Origin of the sequence: Brevundimonas sp., assembly GCF_035999125.1 — a bacterium.
Classification (GTDB): Bacteria; Pseudomonadota; Alphaproteobacteria; order Caulobacterales; family Caulobacteraceae; genus Brevundimonas.
The window spans coordinates 99,126-115,625 of the sequence record NZ_DASYGX010000016.1 but is presented as its reverse complement, the minus strand read 5'-3'; the positions used below and the strand labels follow the sequence as shown (position 1 = coordinate 115,625).

The following is a 16,500-nucleotide window of genomic DNA, read 5'->3' as shown; positions in this document are numbered from 1 at the left end:
ATCGACGCCGGGCCCGATCGGAAGAGAGAATCCAAATCGCCTTGACCGCAAAACAAGGGGTTATCCCCTGGAAATGGACTCGATGGACTCTCTGGACTGGTTTTTCAGGTCTCGAAACCCGGCACGGCCAGACTTCGCGGGGCGAAGATGGCGCAGGCCTTGAACAGTTCGCCCATCTGGTCGGGCGCGGTCAGGCGGGCCAGCTGACGCGCGACGACGGGCGCCGCCTCCGGGCGCGCGGCCGACAGAGATCGGGCCCGCGCCTCGATGCCCAGACGGCGCAGGAGCTCGCCTTGCGGCAGACAGCCGGTGACGTCGGCGCCGGTGTGCAGCGCGGCCTCCAGCACCGTCGGAAAGTCGGCCCACTGGGTCACGTCGGCGGCGCCGGGCTCGGCCAGCGGATCGACCTTCTGGTGTCGCGACAGGGCCTGCAGCGTGTCGCCCGGGCCGGGTCGGTCCCGCCCGTAATCGATCAGCAGGGCGGCCCCGGTCGCGGCGGCGACCAGTTCGGCCACCGCACGGCCGAAGCCCTCCTGCGCCGCCGAAATCTCCACCGTCTGCCCGTCGGCGACGTCGAAGGTCGGCCGGCGGAAGCCGCCGGCGATCGCCGAAAGGGTGAAGCCCAGCTCGCCGTCCTCCGTCGCCGCGACGCACCGCTCGCGCCAGGCGTCGCCGTCGCGCACGAACTGGCGCGCGGGCAGGCAGTCCAGCACCTCGTTGGCGATCAGGATCACCGGGGCGTCGGTCTCGACCCGTCCCAGATCGGCGACCCAGCGGGGGTGGACGTCGGCCTCGGCCAGCATCCGGGCCTGCGCCTGCCGCAGGGGCGCGCTGGGTTCGATCAGGATCAGATCGACGGCTTCCAGGAAGGCCGGATCGACGCGGGCGGCGCGCAGGGCGTCGGCGATCAGGGCGCCGTCGCCGGGCCCGACCTCGACGAGGCGCAACCGCTCCGGCGCGCCCAGCCGGCGCCAGGTCTCGACCGCCCACAGGCCGATCAACTCGCCGAACATCTGGCTGACCATCGGCGCGGTGATGAAGTCGCCCGTGGCGCCCAAGGCCGGCCGCGTCGCGTAATAGCCGCCCTGGGGATCGTGCAGGCAGCGGGTCACGAAGGCGTCGATCGGCATGGGCCCGGTCAGCGAGATCTCGCGCGCCAGCCGGGCCTTCAGCGTCTCGGTCATTCGGCCGGGGCGACCACCGGCGGCCGCGACCGCGCCCGCCAGATCAGCCAGACGCCGATCAGGATCATCGGGATCGACAGAAGCATGCCCATGGTCACCGTGCCGCGCAGCAGCTCGGGCATATGCGAATCCGGCTCCCGCACCGTCTCCAGCACGGCGCGGCTGAGCCCGTATCCGGTCAGGAACAGGCCGGTGACGTATCCGGGCTTGGACAGCAGCCGCCACTTCCAGACCGCCAGCCACAGGACGGCGAACAGCAGCAGCCCCTCCAGCCCCGCCTCATATAGCTGGCTGGGGTGACGCGGCACGTCCCCGGCGGGGCAGAAGCCGTAGGTCTGCAAGATCCGCTCGTTGCAGAAGCGGACGGCCCACGGCACGTCGGTGGGCCGGCCCCACAGCTCGCCGTTGATGAAGTTCGCCATGCGGCCGAAGAACAGGCCGATCGGCACCGCCGGCGCCACCAGATCGCCGACGCTGAGCAGCGGCGCCTTGATCGCCCGAGAATGGAAGAAGATGGCCAGGCAGACCCCGATCAGGCCGCCGTGGAAGCTCATGCCGCCGTCCCAAAGGCGGAACAGGGCCAGATTGTCCGGCCCCGTGAACAGCTGGGCGTACAGCTCCGGCTTGTAGAACAGGGCGAAGCCAAGGCGCCCGCCGCCGATCACGCCCAGCGCCACCCACATGACCAGATCGTCCAGCTGGGCGGAGGTCAGCGGCGGCCGGTTCGGGGTCCAGGCCGCGACGCTCTTCGCCAGCCGCGCGGCGTACCACCAGCCGAGGCCCAGGCCGGCGACGTAGGCCAGCGCGTACCAACGAATCGGCAGGGGGCCGATGTTGATCAGGACCGGGTCGAACTCGGGAAAGACCAAGGGAAGCCTCCGCTGCGGTGTCTCGTCCGGGCTTTAGCAAGCGGAGCGGGCGGCGTCGCCTGCCGATCGACGTGCGGCGTCACGCCGCCGCCATCTTCGGCTGGGAACACCCGTGTGCGGCAAGGTTTCGTTTACCATATGGCAACCGACGCGCCGGACCTTCGAGGGCAGGAGACGACACATGCAGACCCGCAATCCCCTGCTGGACGAGTTCGCCAAGCTGACCACCGGCGCCATGGGCCTGGCCCAGGCCGCAGGGGAGGAGGCCAAATCCGCCATGCGCGCCCAGACCGACCGCATGGTGGCCGAGCTGGATCTGGTCCGCCGCGACGAGTTCGACGTGCTGAAGGCCGAGATCGCCGCCCTGCGCGCCGAGCTGGCCGCGCTGAAGACGCCGTCCGCCGCCGGACGAAAGAAGCCTGAGACGGGAAGGTCCACAGGCGCGGTTCCCCCTGAGGACGCAGCCGGTTGAGCCGAATCCGACGCCCCGCCTACGGTCCCCCTGTCGGGCGCGAGTCGCGCCCGTCGCCGCTGATGATCGGAAACGCCTGAATGGACGCCGCAAGACCCGATGAGGTCGACGTCGCCTTCGACCCGCTGGACGTGGTCGAGCACGTGCTGAACGCGGAGAACCTGCCGTTCGACCGGACGGATGAGGGCGATCTGGCCTTCTCCCTGGCCGGCGACTGGCGGGACTATGAGCTGTGGTTCGCCTGGCGGCCCGAGGGCGACTGCCTGCAACTATGCTGCTCGCTGGACCTGCGGGCGTCCAGGAGCCGGCGCAACGCGGCGAACGAGCTGATCGGCCTGGTCAACCAGCGCACCTGGATCGGCCATTTCGAACTGTGGCCCGAGGACGGGGAGATCGTGTTCCGCACGGCCCTGGCCCTGCCGATGGGCGACCGCCCGACCTTGGCCCAGGCGGCGACCATGATCGACGCGGCCGTCGAAGCCGCCGACCGCTATTTCCCCGCCTTCGACTTCATGATCCGCGGGATGAAGAAGCCGGCCGACGCCATCGCGGCCTGCATGTTCGAGACCGTCGGCTCGGCCTGATGATCCGGCCGGTCGTCCTGGTCGGCTGCGGCCGCCTGGGCTCGGCCCTCGTCGAGGGCTGGATGCGGGCGGGGCCGGTGACGCCGGCCGAGCTGATCATACTGACGCCTTCGTCCAAGCCGGTCGCCGACGCGGCGCGGGACGCGGGCGCGAGGGTCAATCCCGACGTCGAAGCCCTGCGCACGGCGCGTGCGATCGTGCTGGCGGTCAAGCCCGCGGCCTGGCGCGCCGCAACCACGCCTTTGACCGGCGCGCTGGCGGAGGACGCCGTGGTGATTTCGCTGATGGCGGGCGTCGGTGCTCAGGCGATCCGGGGCGCGCTGGCTCGACCCGTTGCGCGGGTCATGCCGACCACGGGCGTGGCGCAGGCGCAGGGAGTGGCCGCAGTCTGGTCCGACGATGCCCGCGCCCGGTTTGTGTCGGGGGAACTGTTCGGAGCCGTGGCGGAAGTCGTGGATCTGGATGAAGAGGCCCTGATGAACGCCGCGACCGCCACGGCGGGATCGGCGCCCGCCTTCATCCTGGACTTCGTTCAGGCGCTGGCGGCGGCGGGGACTGCACGGGGGTTGCCGTCGGAGGCTGCGCTGGCGCTGGCGCGCGGGGCCCTGCGGTCGGCCGCGGCCGGGGTGGGGGGCGGCGAGACGCTGGAGGCTTTGGTCGCGCGCGTGGCCTCACCCGGCGGCACGACCCGGGCCGGGCTCGACGCGTCGCATGACGCCGTCAGACGGGCGGCGCGGGCGGCGATCGACGCGGCGGTCGATCGCGCCCGCGAACTGGGCTCAGAGAAGCCGGCCTGAGGCCACGCCGGCGGCGAAGCGGGAGTAGGCCCGCTCGGCGTCCTGCCAGGTGGTGAAGCCCCTCACCTCGGCGATGGAGTGGCTGTACCAGTCCCAGCGTCCAATGGGGCGGACCGAGCCGTCGGCCATGACGATCTCGCCCCGGATCTCGGCCCCGCCGATCGAGACGCTGCGGTGCGCGTCCAGACCCGGTCGGTCGACGAGTTGCTGGAAGGTGGGCCTGTTGGGGCGCACGTCCAGCAGTTCCAGGTTCACGGTCGCGCCTTCGAACCCGCCCTGACGGACCAAGGCGCGGTGGACGACCTCCCCAAGACGATCAGCCTGTTTCTGCACGTCGCGCTCGCCCAGTTCGAGGGCGTCGCGGCGCAGTTCGCCGCCGATCTGGACGTTGACGGTCTGGGCCTGGGCGGCGCCGGCCAGAGCGGCGGCGGCGGTGAGGGACGCGAGGAAGGTGAACTTAAGCACGGCGACCTCCTGAAGCTGTTGCCGGACGACTATGCGCCCGAAATGGGAAATCGCGAAGAAGCGTCAACCGGGGAGCCGCAGGGTCGCCTTCAGGCCCCCCAGATCGCTGCGGTCCAGGGTGATGTCGCCGCCGTGCCCGCGCGCCACGTCGCGGGCGATGGCCAGACCCAGCCCCACGCCCTTGCGGTTCTGGTTGCGGGAGGGATCTAGGCGGGAGAAAGGGCGGAACGCTTCCTCATGCATCTCCGGCGGGATGCCGGGACCGTCGTCCTCCACCGCGATCTCGACGAAGCCGGAGGCCAGAGGACGGGCAGACAGGCGCACGGTCTCGCCGTGCGCGGCGGCGTTGTCGGCGAGGTTCGCCAGGGCGCGTCGGAAGGCCAGCGGGCGCACTGTGATCGACAGGTCCGAAGGGGCGTCGACCTCGACGCCGGCGCCCGACCGGCTCGCGTCCTCGGCGACGCGCGCCAGCAGGTCGGACACCGACAGCGCCTGCGCCGTCTCCCCCGCCTCGCCCCGCGCGAAGGCCAGATACTCGTCGATCATGTGCTCCATCTCGTCCAAATCGGCGCGCATGGCGTCGGACCGCTTGAAGGCGGGGGCCAGCGCCAGTTCCAGCCGCAGCCGAGTCAAGGGCGTGCGCAGATCGTGGCTGACCGAGGCGAGCAGGGCGGTGCGCTGCTCGATGTGACGCTGGATCCGTTCGCGCATGGCCAGGAAGGCCTGGGCTGCGGCGCGGACCTCACGCGCGCCGTGGGGCTTGAACCGCCCGTCGCTCTCGCCCCGACCGAAGGCCTCCGCCGCGTCGGCCAGCCGCTCGATGGCGCGCACCTGGTTGCGGATGAACAGAACCGCCACGCCCAGCAGCAGCGCCGTCGCTCCCAGCAGCCAGAAGACGAAGATGTGCGCCTGGGTCGCCACCGCCCGTTCCCGCGGCGCGATGATGCGCAGGACGCCGCCCGGCTGCCGCACCTGGATGTCGACGTACGCGGGGTAGCGGGTGGTGTCGAACCAGAAGGGGTCGTCCAGCTTGGCCGCCAGCGCGGACTCCAGCGCGCGGTCCACGACGCCGATCGGGCCACGCCGCGCCTCGGCGGGCAGGTCGCGGTCGGGCTGGAAGGCGACCGACAGGGACATGAACCGCTCGGCCCGCGCGGCGACCGCGGCCAGCCCCTCCGGCGTGGGATCGCGGCCATAGGCCTCAGCCGCCCAGGCCACGTCGCCGGCCAGTCCCTCGGACAGGCGCGCGTTCACGGTCTGCCAGTGGGCGTCGAAGAAGGCCCAGGTGACGGCGCCCTGCATGATCATCACCGGCACGACGATGATCAGCAGAGATCGGCCCCACAGCGTCTTGGGCAGCCGCCGCTTGAGCAGCCGCTTCAGGACGGGCGGGGAGGGGATCTTCATCTCAGTCCGGCGCCAGCATGTAGCCGACGCCGCGCACGGTCTGCAGATAGCGCGGGTTCTTGGGGTCCGCCTCCAGCTTGCGGCGCAGGCGGGTCACCTGCACGTCGACGGCGCGGCCGGTGACGTCGGCCGTGTCGGGCGACAGGCTCATGCGCTCGACCGGAGCGTGGGCGTGGATGGCCAGGGTCTTGAGCAGCTGGGCCTCGGCCTCAGTCAGGCGCTGGGGCTTGCCGTCGCGCAGCAGCTCCAGCCGCTCCATGTCGAAGACCGCGTCGCCCAGCTTGATCTCGCGTGGGGTCAGGGGCTTGCCGCCCGTGCGACGCAGGATGGCGTCGATCCGCAGGGCCAACTCGCGCGGTTCGAACGGCTTGGACATGTAGTCGTCGGCGCCGCGGGACAGGCCTTCGATCCGGTCGCCGGGGTCGCCGCGAGCGGTCAGCAGCAGCACGGGCGTGGCCGAGGTCGCGGCCTGGGCGCGGATCCAGGTGGTCAGGTCGAAGCCGCTTTCGCCGGGCATCATGACGTCCAGCACGATGAGATCGAACTCGATCAGCTCGACCAGGCGGCGGGCGGCCGCGGCATGGGCCGCGCCGGTGACGCGATAGCCCTCGCGCGCCAGAAACTCCTTGAGCAATTCGCGGATCCTGTCGTCGTCGTCGACGACGAGCAGGTGACGGCCCACGCCCGGCCCGGCGACCGGGCCCGAGCGGCCGTGCAGGCGCTCGGTCAGGCTCACCGCCCCGCTCCGACGTTGACGCGGGCCCGGTCGGCCGCTCTAACCCGCATCTGCATTCTGGAGACGACGTTCAATGGCCTTCGTTCCTTTCGACGATCGTGACGGCTGGATCTGGATGGACGGCGATTTCGTGTCCTGGCGGGACGCAAAGACGCACGTTCTGACCCATGCCCTGCACTACGGTTCGTCCGTGTTCGAGGGTGAGCGTATGTACGCAGGCGAAATCTTCAAGCTGACCGAGCATTCCCAGCGCCTGGCCCGCTCGGCGAACCTGCTGGATTTCGACCTTCCGTACAGCGTGGCCGAGATCGATCAAGCCTGCAAGGAAACCTGCGAGAAGATGGGGTTGTCGGACTGCTACGTCCGCCCCGTCGCCTATCGCGGGCCCGAGCAGGTCAGCGTGACCGCCGGCGCCACGAAGATCCACGTCGCCATCGCCGTGTGGGACTGGCCCAGCTATTTCGACGCCGAGACCAAGGCCAAGGGCATCCGGCTGGAGTGGGCCAAGTGGCGCCGCCCCGATCCGGCCACGGCGCCGTCGGCGGCCAAGGCGGCGGGCCTTTACATGATCTGCACCCTGTCGAAGACGGCGGCGGAGAAGCGCGGCTTCGCCGACGCCATGATGCTGGACTGGCGCGGTTATGTGGCCGAGGCGACCGGGGCCAACGTCTTCTTCGTGCAGGACGGCGTGATCCACACCCCGCCTGTCGACGCCATCCTGGACGGCATCACACGCCAGACGGTGATCGCCCTGGCCGAGGCCAAGGGCATCGAGGTCGTGGTCCGCCACATCCGGCCGGAAGAGCTGTCGGGCTTCACCGAATGCTGGCTGACCGGCACGGCGGCCGAGGTGACGCCGGTCAGCGAGATCGGCGAGTACCGCTTCACGCCGGGCACGATCAGCCTGGGGCTGATGGAGGACTATTCACGGCTGGTGCGGCGGGAGGGGTGACAATCTTTGGAGCGCGGACCTCCAGGTCCGCGTCTTGGTGCGGACACGCGGACCTGGAGGTCCGCGCTCCTGACGCCCGCCGCCTCTGCCGTCACGCCGCCTTCACCCGCCTGCGTCCCCGCACCGCCCACCAGGTGACGCCGGCGATGGCCGCGACCGGCAGCAGGATCGATCCGGCCGTGATCAGGAAGGCCAGCATGCCCATGGACAGGCCGAAGGCGTCCTGAAGCGCCTGGAGCACCGGCCGGGTCGGGCTGTCGGCGGCCAGGGCGCCGCCCTGGCGGTAGTCGATCGTCAGGGTGGCGGTCCGCACCCTGGTGTCCAGCTGGCGCGCTTCGAGGGCCAGCGCATCCTGACGACGCCTCAGATCGGCAAGTTCCTTCTCGATGGCCAGCCGCTGTTCCAGCGTGCCGCCGCGGCGGGCCTGCAGGTCGCGAATCCGGGCGGCGAGGTCGGCCTCGGTGCGGACCCCTTGATCCGCCGCGTCGATCCGGGTCGTGAGGTCTTCGCCTTCGGTGACGGCGGTCTCCAGCCGGCCGCCGGCGTCGCGCGCGTCGGCGGCCAGGCCCGCGCGGAAGCGGTTGATCCAGTCCGGCTGGCCCCGCAGCTCCAGCCGCCCGCCGGGTCGGCGCCCCACCCAGTCGGCTTGGGCCGAGATCACTTGGCAGAAGCCCGGACCCGCGGCGGCGCAGGTCAGCTCGTGCCGGCTCATCAGTTCGGCGCCGCGGTCGCGCGGCACGGACAGAGCATAGACGAAGCCGTAGGCGATGCGGGCGACCGGGGCGGGGGCCACATCTTGCGGCGTACGGACGTCGGCCTGCTCGGCGGAGGGCGAAGTCTGGGCCGCCGGCTCCGTAGGGGCCGTGGGCACGGCCTCGGCCGCCATCTCGAAAGCTTGATCTTCTGCGGCCTGCTGGCATCCGGCCAGCACCAGAACGCCCGCCGCGGCGAGCAAAAGTCCCTTGTGCATCGTCGTCTCTCCCTGTCCCGTGCCGATCACGGTTTCGTGATGGCGCGCCCGGATCGGGCCGGATTCAGGGCGACGGGAAAGCGGAAGCGGGGCCGTTTGCGCGCGGTTTGAAGGCGCTCACCACCGCAGGGCGAAGCGGCCGACCGCGGCTCCCAGGGCGGCCACGGCGGCGACGCCGAGCGTATACCAGACGGCGACGAAGGCGGCGGTGGCCTCGGGGCAATGCAGGCCGTAGACGGTGGCCGCCAAGGCTCCGGTCAGCGCGCCCATGGCGGCGCCCGACAGGGTCGGCCGGGTGGGCGCCAAACGCCGGGCCGACAGCCAGACCAGCGGCGCGGCCGCCGTGGCGGCCATGACGATGTTGCGGCTGCATTCGCGCCAGCTCCAGCCCAGCAGGTCGTCCAGCCGAAGCTCTGGCGGCAGGCGCAGCAGTTCGATCGCACCGGCGGCGGCCGCGACGCCGACGACGCCCGCGACGGCCAGGGCGGGGCGACGGGCGGAAGCTCCCGGTCGGCCAAGCCGGTCCACCCACCATAGCGCCGCGCCGGCCAGGGCGACGGTGTAGGCCGCCTTGAGCCAGAAGGTCGGGCCCTGAATGGCTTCGGCCAGATCGCTCCGTACCCCCAGCACGGCCAGGACGAGGGCGGCCGAGGCCGCGGCAGCCAGCAGCAGCCACGGCAGGCCCGGCCGCGCCGGGCGGGCGGGCTCCAGTCCCAAGGCCAGGGCCTCGATCAGGTCGTCGGTCTTCATGGACGCATGCTCACTCTCTCCATCAGGGCTTTCAGCCCCCGATGGACGCTCACCTTGGCCGCCCCCTCGGTCATGCCGTGACGCTCTGCCGCCTCGGCCATGCTGAGGCCGTGGACGCGCACGTCCTCGATCAACCGCCGCTGGCGCATGGGCAGAAGCGACAGCACGCGCGACAGGTCGCGGCGCATGGCCCCGTCCTCGACCGTGTGCTCGCCCGCCGGATCCCCCGCCGCCTCCAGAGGGGCGATCGGACGACGCGCCTCGCGCCGAAGGCCGTCGATCATCTTGTGGCGCGCGACGGCGTGCACCCAGGCAGTGAAGGGCAGGGTGGGGTCATAGGTGGCGCGCTTGGCGTGCACGGCGATCAAAGTCTCCTGGATCAGGTCCTCGACGTCGACCCGGTCGCCCATCCGTCGGCGGAAGAAGGCGCCCAGCGGCGCGCGAAGTTCCGACAGCAGGGCGCGCCAAGCCGCGGCGTCGCCGCTCAGGCCGCCGATCATCAAGCTTCTGAGATGGGCTTCCCGTTCGATCACGCCGACCCCGACTACGCCGCGTCCCGGGGCGACGTTACAGGCGGATGGGGCCAGGGCGACGGGTTTATTTTTGGTCGGGCGCCGTAACCGCAGGAACCGCTCCGCCGAACTTCTCCTCGACCCGCCGACGAGCGGGCAGCCCCTCGAAGGAGACGTCCCATGAAGACCCTCGCCCTCACCGCCGCCGGCCTTTCGCTGGCCGGCATCGCCGCCGGCGCCGCCGTGGCCCAACCGGTCGCCCAGGACCGCCCCAACGCCGACAAGGAGCGCTGCTACGGCGTGTCGCGCGCCGGCCAGAACGACTGCGCCGCCGGCCCCGGCACCTCGTGCGCCGGCACCTCGACCCGCGACTGGCAGGGCAACGCCTGGAAGTACGTGACCAAGGGCACCTGCACCCAGATCCAGACCCCGCGTGGGAACGGCTCGCTGACCGTCATCGCTGGCCGCTGAACCCGGCGATGACGCCCCGACCGACCGCCGCATCCATGCCGCAAGCGAGTTCCCCCTCCGCCGGCGTCGGGTTGAAGCCGCAACACTATGCGGACGCCTTGGCCCATGCGGCGGCCGGTCGGGATCCCGGCCTGTGGTTCGAGGTCCACCCCGAGAACTACATGGTCCCGGGAGGGCCGCGCCTGAAATGGCTGGAGGCGATCCGCGCCGAGGCGCCGCTGTCGCTGCATGGCGTCGGCCTGTCGCTGGCCGGGCCGGAGCGGCCGGATCGGGAGCATCTGGCGCGGTTCCGTGCCCTGATCGACCGATACGAGCCCTTCGTCGTCTCCGAACACCTCGCCTGGTCGCGGGCCGACGGGATCTACATGCCCGACCTGCTGCCCGTGCCGCGGATCGACGCGGTCCTGACGCTGATGGTCGACCACGTCGTCGAGGCGCAGGAGGCGCTGGGGCGGCGGCTGCTGATCGAGAACCCGAGCGCTTACCTCGCGCTCGACCACGACTGGGACGAGGTCGAGTTTCTGGCCGAGCTGGCGCGCCGAAGCGGCTGCGGCCTGCTGGTCGATGTGAACAACGTCTTCGTCTCGGCCCGCAACATGGGCGGGGACGCCGACGCCTGGATCGACCGCGTGCCCGGGGATCTGGTGGGCGAGGTCCATGTGGCCGGGCACCGGCCTGATCCGCATCTGGGCGAGGCGCTGCTGATCGATTCCCACGACGCGCCGGTCGACGCGGCGGTCTGGGCTTTGCACGCGCGGCTGACGGCCCGCATCGGCCCGCGCCCCACGCTGCTGGAACGGGACGGCGAGGTGCCCGCCTTCGATGACCTGATGGCCGAGCGGCACGTGGCCGAAGCGGGTCTGCGCGGCGCGGCGCTGGAGATTGCGGCGTGACAGACTTTCATACGGATTTCGTGGCCGACCTGCTCAAGAGCCCTGCGGCCGGACCGATGGCGGTCTACGCCAACGGCGTGATCCTGGGCGCGGTCCGGGCCCTCGCCGACAACTATCCGACCATCGTGGCCATGCTGGGCGAAGAGGCGTTCGAGGCGACGGCGGTCGAGCATGTGCGCGCCCATCCTCCGACCGATCCGGTGCTGACGCTCTACGGCGCCGACTTTCCGGACTGGCTGGCGCGGTTCCCGCCCCTGACCGACTGGCCGTGGCTGGGGCCCGTGGCGCGGCTGGACCGGGCGTGGACCGAGGCGCATCTGGCGCCCGACGCGCTGGTTTTGACGGTCGCCGATCTGGCCCGGACCGGGGCGACCGCCATGGTCCGGCCGCTGAGGCCGCACCCCAGTCTGCGGGTCTTTCTGTTCGACTGGACGGCCCCCTCTTTGTGGCGGGGCCATCGGGAAGAGGGGGCTGGCGACCTGGTCTGGGACCGTCGGACCGAAGGACTTGCGATCTGGCGGCCGGACGACGTGGTCCGGCATCGCGCCCTGACGCCCGACGAGCACGCCCTTCTGGTCGACTGCGGCCGCGGCCGGCCGCTGGCGGTGGCGATGAGCGCGGCCGTCGCGCGCGGCGTCGACGCTTCCGCCCTGGTGTCCGGCCTCGTCGAGGCCGGTCTGTTCATCCCTGATCCGACGGAGATCCCGTGACCGCCATCCGCACCCTGCACGAGTACTTGACCCGGGCCGTGCCCGAAGCCGCGATCGCCCTGCTGCTGCGCCTCGGGATCGCCGCGCCCTTCCTGCTGTCCGGCCGGACCAAGGTGGAGGGGGCGCTGACGCTGACGGACACCACCTTCTTCCTGTTTCAGGAAGACTATCGCCTGCCGTTCCTGGCGCCCGAGCCGGCCGCCTATCTGGCCACCTACGCCGAGCACCTGTTCCCGATCCTGATCATCCTGGGGTTGGCGACGCGGCTTTCGGCCGTGGCGCTGCTGGGGATGACGATCGTCATCCAGATCTTCGTCGTGCCCCTGGGCTGGCCGACCCACCTGCTGTGGGCCGGGCCGCTGATTTATCTGATCGCGCGGGGGCCGGGCGCCTGGAGCCTGGACCGCGCGCTCAGGCTGGACTGAGCGCCGTCACCCCCGCGCCACGCGCACCACGACGTCGTCGACCTGGACACCACCGCGCTCGACCACCAGGTTCTGGTAGCTGCGCTGACCGTCGATGGTCTGGGTGCGGACGTCCGCGACGTCGACGGCATAGCGGCGGCGCAGGTACTGGGTCAGTTCGCCGGCGGTGATCATGTCGTCGCCGTCGGCGTTCGCCTCTCCGCCCAGGCCGGTGCGCAGGAAGTGGGACAGGTAGCCGCCCGCCTGGAATTTGCCGGCGACCTGGCTGGTCAGGTCTTCCTCCGACGAGAACATGCCCATGATCCCGGGGCGGGTCACGACGTTGCGGGCGAAGCCGCCGGAGAAGCAGCTGTCCATCACGATCATGGCCAGCCGGGCGTCCACCGAGGCGAACATCTCGCCCATCTCCGCGTCGCTGATCTGGCCGTCGACCATGACGATGGTCTCGGTCATGCCGTCGGGCTCGAACGGGCTGACGACGCCGCGGTTCTGGGCCCCGTGGCCCGAATAGAAGAACAGGAAGATGTCCTCCGGCCCCGCCTGGGCCGCGACCTGGGCGAAGGCGGCCTTGACCCCCGCGACCGTGGCGTCGGCGTCGGTCAGCACGACGCTGGCGGGGTTCAGCAGGCCGTCGCGGCGCAGATCCTCGGCCAGCTTGATCGCGTCCTCGTCGGTGTAGGGCAGGTTGGACGAATAGCCCTGATAGTCCGAGATGCCGACCATGACGGCGAAGATGCGCGGGCCGCCCGGTACGCCGGCCTGGCGCGGCGTGCCCAGACTGAGTCCGGCGGTCAAGCGATAGGGGCCGGTCTCACCGCCGTCATACGAGGAGACGGCGACGTCGTAGGTTCCGTCCTGGGGCAGGACGAAATCGATGCGGCTGTTCGTGCCGTCCGGGCCGTCGTCGTTGTTTTCGGAGACGTCGCCGGGGCCGAGCAGGAAAAGGTTGGTGTCGAACGCCGCGCTCTCGGCGGTCAGGGCGATGCGCGTGCCGCGACGGCCGGTGAACTGGTACATGTCGACGAACTGGCCGTCGTCCAGAGTGTCGTCGCCGAGCGACAGGCTTCCCTGTCGCACCACGCCGTCCTCGAAGGCGGCGAGGGTGGTCGAGGCGCCGGTGGGCGCGGCCTCTTCGCCCGCGCGGTCGACCGCCAGGATGAAGTCGCCGGTTTCGCCGGGTTCGAAGCTGGTGGCGACCAGCTGGTATTCTCCGTCGGCGGGCAGGGTGACGATCAGGCGGCTGTTGGTGCCGTCCTCGCCGCTTTCGTCGTCGTCGTTGGCGGCGGAGAACTCTCCCGGACCGGTCAGGAAGACGTAGGGGTCGAAACCGCTGGAGCGCATACGGACGTCCAGACGATCGCCCGCGCGGCCGGCCAGGGTGTAGGCCCTCATGTATTCGCCGGAGCGCAGGGTGGCGTCGCCGTCACCCAGGCTGCCGGACAGGGAGTCGCCGGGCGCGATGGAGGCCGAGGCGGTCAGGACGGGCGCGGGGCCCACGTCCTCGCCGGGCCGGGAGAGAGTCAGGGCGTACTCGCCGGTCTCGTCGGCCTGATAGCTGGTGGCGTAGATGCGCACCTCGCCGTCGGCCGGCATGACGAACTCCAGCCGGCTGTCGACCGAGCCGCGACCGGGCTCGTCGTCGTTGTCGGCTTCCAGGTCCGTGCCGCGCACCAGCAGATAGGAGTCGAAGGCCCCGGAGTTCAGGCGCACCTCGTAGGTCTGTCCCGGCTGTCCCCGGAAGGTCCAGCGATCGACGAACTCGCCCGCGTCCAGGCGGTCGTCGCCGAGCGCCAGGCGGCCCGCGCCGGTCTGGCCCAGCTGGATGTCGCCGCCGCCTTCGCGGCCCGATGCGGGACCGGCGCCTTCCACCAGGCTGATCAGATACTCGCCGCTCTCGCCGGGCTCATAGCTGGTGGCGCTGATGCGATAGAGCCCGTCGGCGGGCAGGCGCACGGTGATGCGGGCGTTGGCCTCGCCCGTGGCGCGGTCGTCGTTCCATTCGGACAGGCCGCCGGGCCCGCGCAGCATCAGATAGGCGTCGATCTGGGTCGAGCTCATGTTGATGGTGACCTGCTGGCCCGCACGACCCTGGAAGGTCCAGACGTCGACGTATTCTCCGGAATCCAGCTGCTGGTCGCCGTTTCGCAGGCTGCCCGCCGCCTCCCCGCCGACCGACAGGCGTTGCTGGGCCCGGGCTTCGCCGCCGGCCAGCGCGAGCGCGGCCAGGGCCGCGGCGATGGTCAGGAAGATGGTGCGGACGGTGCTCATCGACGGCTCCCCCAAGCTGTGCGTAACGACGCTACTCCAGTGCGACGGCGGATGAAAAGCCGACTGAATCTGACGCCCCTTGCCAAGGGGCCGGGCGCGGCGCTCTAAGGCCATGTCGCCTTTCGGGAGGGGCCGCGCCGCATGTTCTCCACGCTGAACGCCCAGGCCTTGACAGGCATCGTGTTCGTGATCGCCGTCTGCTGGCTGCTGTCGGAGAACCGCAAGCGGTTTCCGTGGCGGTTGGCGCTCGGCGCCGTGGCGGTGCAGGCGGGGCTGGTGTTGGCCCTGTTCGCCATCCCCGGCTCGCAGGGCGTGCTGGCGGCCATCACCGGCGCGGTGGACGGCCTGGCGCGGGCGACCAACGAGGGGGCCAAGTTCGTCTTCGGCTATCTGGCCGGCGGCGACCAGCCTTATGGCGTCACGAACGAGCCGGCGCTGTTCACCTTCGCCTTCCAGGTGCTGCCGCTGATCCTGGTGATCTCGGCGCTGTCGGCGCTGCTGTGGCACTGGAAGATCCTGAAGTGGATCACCTACGGCTTCGGCCTCTTGTTCCAGCGGACGATGGGCCTGGGCGGGGCGTCGGCGCTGGCGGTGGCGGCCAACATCTTTCTGGGCATGATCGAGAGCCCGATCGTGATCCGCGCCTATCTGGACAAGCTGACCCGGTCCGAGATCTTCCTGATGATGGTGGTCGGCCTGGCGACGGTCGCAGGATCCACCATGGTGGCCTATGCCGCGATCCTGTCGCCGGTGCTGCCCAATGCGGCGGGCCATGTGCTGGTGGCCTCGATCGTGTCGGCGCCGGCGGGCGTGCTGCTGGCCCGGATCCTGATCCCGGAGACGCCGGGTGAGGGCGGGGAGGTGGCGGACTATCGCTCCACCCTGAAGTACGACAGCGGCATAGACGCCCTGGTGAAGGGCACCGCGGACGGCCTGATGGTGGTGCTGAACATCTCGGCGGTGCTGATCGTCTTCGTGGCGCTGGTGGCTCTGGTGAACGTGATGCTGGGCGGCTTCTGGCTGTTCGACGGGCCGGTGACGGTGGAGCGGGTGCTGGGCTGGCTGTTCATGCCGATCGCCTGGCTGACCGGGGTCGAGTGGTCGGAGGCCGGGATCGCCGGGCGGCTGTTGGGGGTCAAGCTGACGCTGACGGAGTTCGTGGCCTTCATCCAGCTGGGCGCCGTGCCCGAGGGCGAGATGAGCGAACGGACGCGGATGCTGATGACCTACGCCCTGTGCGGCTTCGCCAACATCGGCTCGGTGGGGATCACGGTGACCGGCCTGTCGGTGCTGATCCCCGAGCGGCGGCAAGAGGTCTTGGGCATGGTGTGGAAGGCGCTGTTCGGCGGCTTCATGGCCACGGTGATGACGGCGTCGGTGGTGGGCGCGATGCCGATGGGAGTTTTCGGATCATGAAGCTGTTCACCTCCCAACGCGCGCCCAATCCGCGCCGGGTCCGCTGGGTCATGGCCGAGAAGGGCCTGACCGACGTGGAGATCGTGGAGGTCGATCTGCTGTCGGGGCAGCACCGGACGCCGGAGTACCGCGCCAAGGTGGGCGTGCCGCATGTGCCCGCGCTGGAGCTGGACGACGGCACGACGATTTCGGAATCGGTGGCCATCTGCCGCTATCTGGAGGCCCTGCATCCCGAGCCGAACCTGTTCGGGCGCGACGCGCGGGAGCAGGCGGTGATCGAGATGTGGACGCGCCGGTGCGAGATGTATCTGGCCAATCCGATGATGCTGAACGTGCGCTTCAGCCACCCGGCGCTGGCCGCGCTTGAGGCTCCCCAGCCCCACGTGGCGGAGTGGAGCCGGGTCGGCGCCGAGAAGTTCATGAAGACGTTGGACCGCCGCCTGGCCGACCACGAATGGATCGCCGAAGACCGGTTCACCATCGCCGACGTGGTGGCGGTGGTCGGCCTGGATTTCGCCAGGCTGATCAAATACCGGCCGCCGGCCGAGCTGGAGAACCTGGCGCGCTGGCTGGAGGCCTGTCGCGCCCGGCCGGCGGCCCAGGCGGGCTTCTGACGTCC

General features: G+C 70.8%; 19 protein-coding genes. 10 read left to right on the top strand and 9 right to left on the bottom strand.

From position 1 onward, the window contains the following. Positions 1-104: 104 nt before the first annotated feature. Positions 105-1,184 carry a class I SAM-dependent methyltransferase gene (locus VGN45_RS13675; RefSeq protein ID WP_327463410.1) on the bottom strand — a complete coding sequence of 360 codons (1,080 nt, stop codon included), beginning with the start codon at positions 1,182-1,184 and terminating at the stop codon, positions 105-107. Continuing rightward, complete coding sequence (gene lgt, locus VGN45_RS13670) at positions 1,181-2,053, bottom strand: prolipoprotein diacylglyceryl transferase (RefSeq protein ID WP_327463409.1); 873 nt, start codon at positions 2,051-2,053, stop codon at positions 1,181-1,183. Before lgt ends, VGN45_RS13675 begins: the two co-directional genes overlap by 4 nt. A 181-nt stretch (positions 2,054-2,234) precedes the next feature. Here lgt and VGN45_RS13665 point away from each other — a divergent pair, with 181 nt between their 5' ends. The 3 genes from VGN45_RS13665 (at position 2,235) to VGN45_RS13655 (ending at position 3,906) form a co-directional block, all read left to right on the top strand. Beyond that, positions 2,235-2,525: an accessory factor UbiK family protein gene (locus VGN45_RS13665; protein WP_327463408.1), complete on the top strand. Its 291-nt coding sequence runs from the start codon at positions 2,235-2,237 to the stop codon at positions 2,523-2,525. An 80-nt stretch (positions 2,526-2,605) separates the two neighbouring features. Continuing rightward, the gene (locus VGN45_RS13660) at positions 2,606-3,109 is read left to right on the top strand and encodes a YbjN domain-containing protein (RefSeq protein ID WP_327463406.1); all 504 of its coding nucleotides are present in this window, start codon (positions 2,606-2,608) and stop codon (positions 3,107-3,109) included. After that, a complete protein-coding gene (locus VGN45_RS13655; protein ID WP_327463404.1) occupies positions 3,109-3,906 on the top strand; it encodes a pyrroline-5-carboxylate reductase family protein in 798 nt (265 codons plus the stop codon). Before VGN45_RS13660 ends, VGN45_RS13655 begins: the two co-directional genes overlap by 1 nt. Here the strand turns inward: VGN45_RS13655 and VGN45_RS13650 are convergent. From VGN45_RS13650 to VGN45_RS13640, 3 genes are all read right to left on the bottom strand, one after another. Beyond that, positions 3,889-4,371 carry a hypothetical protein gene (locus VGN45_RS13650; protein ID WP_327463402.1) on the bottom strand — a complete coding sequence of 161 codons (483 nt, stop codon included), beginning with the start codon at positions 4,369-4,371 and terminating at the stop codon, positions 3,889-3,891. The two genes, VGN45_RS13655 and VGN45_RS13650, sit on opposite strands and share 18 nt — an antisense overlap. A gap of 63 nt (positions 4,372-4,434) precedes the next feature. Further along, positions 4,435-5,778, bottom strand: coding sequence for an ATP-binding protein (locus VGN45_RS13645; RefSeq protein ID WP_327463400.1), 1,344 nt, complete (start codon positions 5,776-5,778; stop codon positions 4,435-4,437). 1 nt (position 5,779) lies between these two features. Beyond that, positions 5,780-6,514: a response regulator transcription factor gene (locus VGN45_RS13640; RefSeq protein ID WP_327463398.1), complete on the bottom strand. Its 735-nt coding sequence runs from the start codon at positions 6,512-6,514 to the stop codon at positions 5,780-5,782. A 73-nt stretch (positions 6,515-6,587) separates the two neighbouring features. Between VGN45_RS13640 and VGN45_RS13635 the strand changes: the two genes are divergently transcribed. Continuing rightward, positions 6,588-7,466, top strand: coding sequence for a branched-chain amino acid aminotransferase (locus VGN45_RS13635; protein WP_327463396.1), 879 nt, complete (start codon positions 6,588-6,590; stop codon positions 7,464-7,466). A gap of 91 nt (positions 7,467-7,557) precedes the next feature. On the opposite strand, the gene VGN45_RS13630 is transcribed toward VGN45_RS13635, so the two are convergent. The 3 genes from VGN45_RS13630 to VGN45_RS13620 form a co-directional block, all read right to left on the bottom strand. Further along, on the bottom strand, positions 7,558-8,436 hold the full coding sequence (locus tag VGN45_RS13630) for a DUF4349 domain-containing protein (RefSeq protein ID WP_327463394.1): 879 nt from the start codon (positions 8,434-8,436) through the stop codon (positions 7,558-7,560). Between the two features lie 117 nt (positions 8,437-8,553). Beyond that, a complete protein-coding gene (locus VGN45_RS13625) occupies positions 8,554-9,186 on the bottom strand; it encodes a DUF1109 domain-containing protein (RefSeq protein ID WP_327463392.1) in 633 nt (210 codons plus the stop codon). Next, on the bottom strand, positions 9,183-9,686 hold the full coding sequence (locus tag VGN45_RS13620) for a sigma-70 family RNA polymerase sigma factor (protein WP_327463714.1): 504 nt from the start codon (positions 9,684-9,686) through the stop codon (positions 9,183-9,185). The genes VGN45_RS13625 and VGN45_RS13620 overlap by 4 nt, the downstream gene beginning before the upstream one ends. A gap of 192 nt (positions 9,687-9,878) precedes the next feature. Here VGN45_RS13620 and VGN45_RS13615 point away from each other — a divergent pair, with 192 nt between their 5' ends. The 4 genes from VGN45_RS13615 to VGN45_RS13600 are packed head-to-tail and all read left to right on the top strand — an operon-like array spanning position 9,879 to position 12,197. Further along, complete coding sequence (locus VGN45_RS13615) at positions 9,879-10,169, top strand: DUF2282 domain-containing protein (RefSeq protein WP_327463390.1); 291 nt, start codon at positions 9,879-9,881, stop codon at positions 10,167-10,169. 35 nt (positions 10,170-10,204) lie between these two features. After that, positions 10,205-11,062, top strand: a complete 858-nt coding sequence (locus tag VGN45_RS13610) for a DUF692 domain-containing protein (protein ID WP_327463387.1) — start codon at positions 10,205-10,207, stop codon at positions 11,060-11,062. Further along, a complete protein-coding gene (locus VGN45_RS13605; protein ID WP_327463385.1) occupies positions 11,059-11,772 on the top strand; it encodes a DNA-binding domain-containing protein in 714 nt (237 codons plus the stop codon). The genes VGN45_RS13610 and VGN45_RS13605 overlap by 4 nt, the downstream gene beginning before the upstream one ends. Beyond that, positions 11,769-12,197, top strand: coding sequence for a DoxX family protein (locus tag VGN45_RS13600; RefSeq protein WP_327463383.1), 429 nt, complete (start codon positions 11,769-11,771; stop codon positions 12,195-12,197). Before VGN45_RS13605 ends, VGN45_RS13600 begins: the two co-directional genes overlap by 4 nt. 6 nt (positions 12,198-12,203) lie before the next feature. Here VGN45_RS13600 and VGN45_RS13595 read toward each other — a convergent pair whose 3' ends face one another. After that, positions 12,204-14,465 carry a pre-peptidase C-terminal domain-containing protein gene (locus VGN45_RS13595; RefSeq protein WP_327463381.1) on the bottom strand — a complete coding sequence of 754 codons (2,262 nt, stop codon included), beginning with the start codon at positions 14,463-14,465 and terminating at the stop codon, positions 12,204-12,206. A 141-nt stretch (positions 14,466-14,606) separates the two neighbouring features. Between VGN45_RS13595 and VGN45_RS13590 the strand changes: the two genes are divergently transcribed. Together VGN45_RS13590 and VGN45_RS13585 are read left to right on the top strand one after the other, a co-directional pair. Then, the gene (locus VGN45_RS13590) at positions 14,607-15,881 is read left to right on the top strand and encodes a NupC/NupG family nucleoside CNT transporter (protein ID WP_327463379.1); all 1,275 of its coding nucleotides are present in this window, start codon (positions 14,607-14,609) and stop codon (positions 15,879-15,881) included. Then, a complete protein-coding gene (locus VGN45_RS13585) occupies positions 15,878-16,495 on the top strand; it encodes a glutathione S-transferase (protein WP_327463377.1) in 618 nt (205 codons plus the stop codon). The genes VGN45_RS13590 and VGN45_RS13585 overlap by 4 nt, the downstream gene beginning before the upstream one ends. Positions 16,496-16,500: the final 5 nt, after the last annotated feature.

Excerpts from the sequence above, each read along its gene's own strand:
- VGN45_RS13585 (WP_327463377.1), top strand. The coding sequence starts at position 15,878 with ATGAAGCTGTTCACCTCCCAACGCGCGCCCAATCCGCGCCGGGTCCGC.
- VGN45_RS13645 (WP_327463400.1), bottom strand. The coding sequence starts at position 5,778 with ATGAAGATCCCCTCCCCGCCCGTCCTGAAGCGGCTGCTCAAGCGGCGG.
- VGN45_RS13675 (WP_327463410.1), bottom strand. The coding sequence starts at position 1,184 with ATGACCGAGACGCTGAAGGCCCGGCTGGCGCGCGAGATCTCGCTGACC.
- VGN45_RS13625 (WP_327463392.1), bottom strand. The coding sequence starts at position 9,186 with ATGAAGACCGACGACCTGATCGAGGCCCTGGCCTTGGGACTGGAGCCC.
- VGN45_RS13630 (WP_327463394.1), bottom strand. The coding sequence starts at position 8,436 with ATGCACAAGGGACTTTTGCTCGCCGCGGCGGGCGTTCTGGTGCTGGCC.
- VGN45_RS13635 (WP_327463396.1), top strand. The coding sequence starts at position 6,588 with ATGGCCTTCGTTCCTTTCGACGATCGTGACGGCTGGATCTGGATGGAC.
- VGN45_RS13595 (WP_327463381.1), bottom strand. The coding sequence starts at position 14,465 with ATGAGCACCGTCCGCACCATCTTCCTGACCATCGCCGCGGCCCTGGCC.
- VGN45_RS13620 (WP_327463714.1), bottom strand. The coding sequence starts at position 9,686 with ATGATCGGCGGCCTGAGCGGCGACGCCGCGGCTTGGCGCGCCCTGCTG.
- VGN45_RS13590 (WP_327463379.1), top strand. The coding sequence starts at position 14,607 with ATGTTCTCCACGCTGAACGCCCAGGCCTTGACAGGCATCGTGTTCGTG.
- VGN45_RS13610 (WP_327463387.1), top strand. The coding sequence starts at position 10,205 with ATGCCGCAAGCGAGTTCCCCCTCCGCCGGCGTCGGGTTGAAGCCGCAA.
- VGN45_RS13615 (WP_327463390.1), top strand. The coding sequence starts at position 9,879 with ATGAAGACCCTCGCCCTCACCGCCGCCGGCCTTTCGCTGGCCGGCATC.
- VGN45_RS13665 (WP_327463408.1), top strand. The coding sequence starts at position 2,235 with ATGCAGACCCGCAATCCCCTGCTGGACGAGTTCGCCAAGCTGACCACC.
- VGN45_RS13660 (WP_327463406.1), top strand. The coding sequence starts at position 2,606 with ATGGACGCCGCAAGACCCGATGAGGTCGACGTCGCCTTCGACCCGCTG.
- VGN45_RS13655 (WP_327463404.1), top strand. The coding sequence starts at position 3,109 with ATGATCCGGCCGGTCGTCCTGGTCGGCTGCGGCCGCCTGGGCTCGGCC.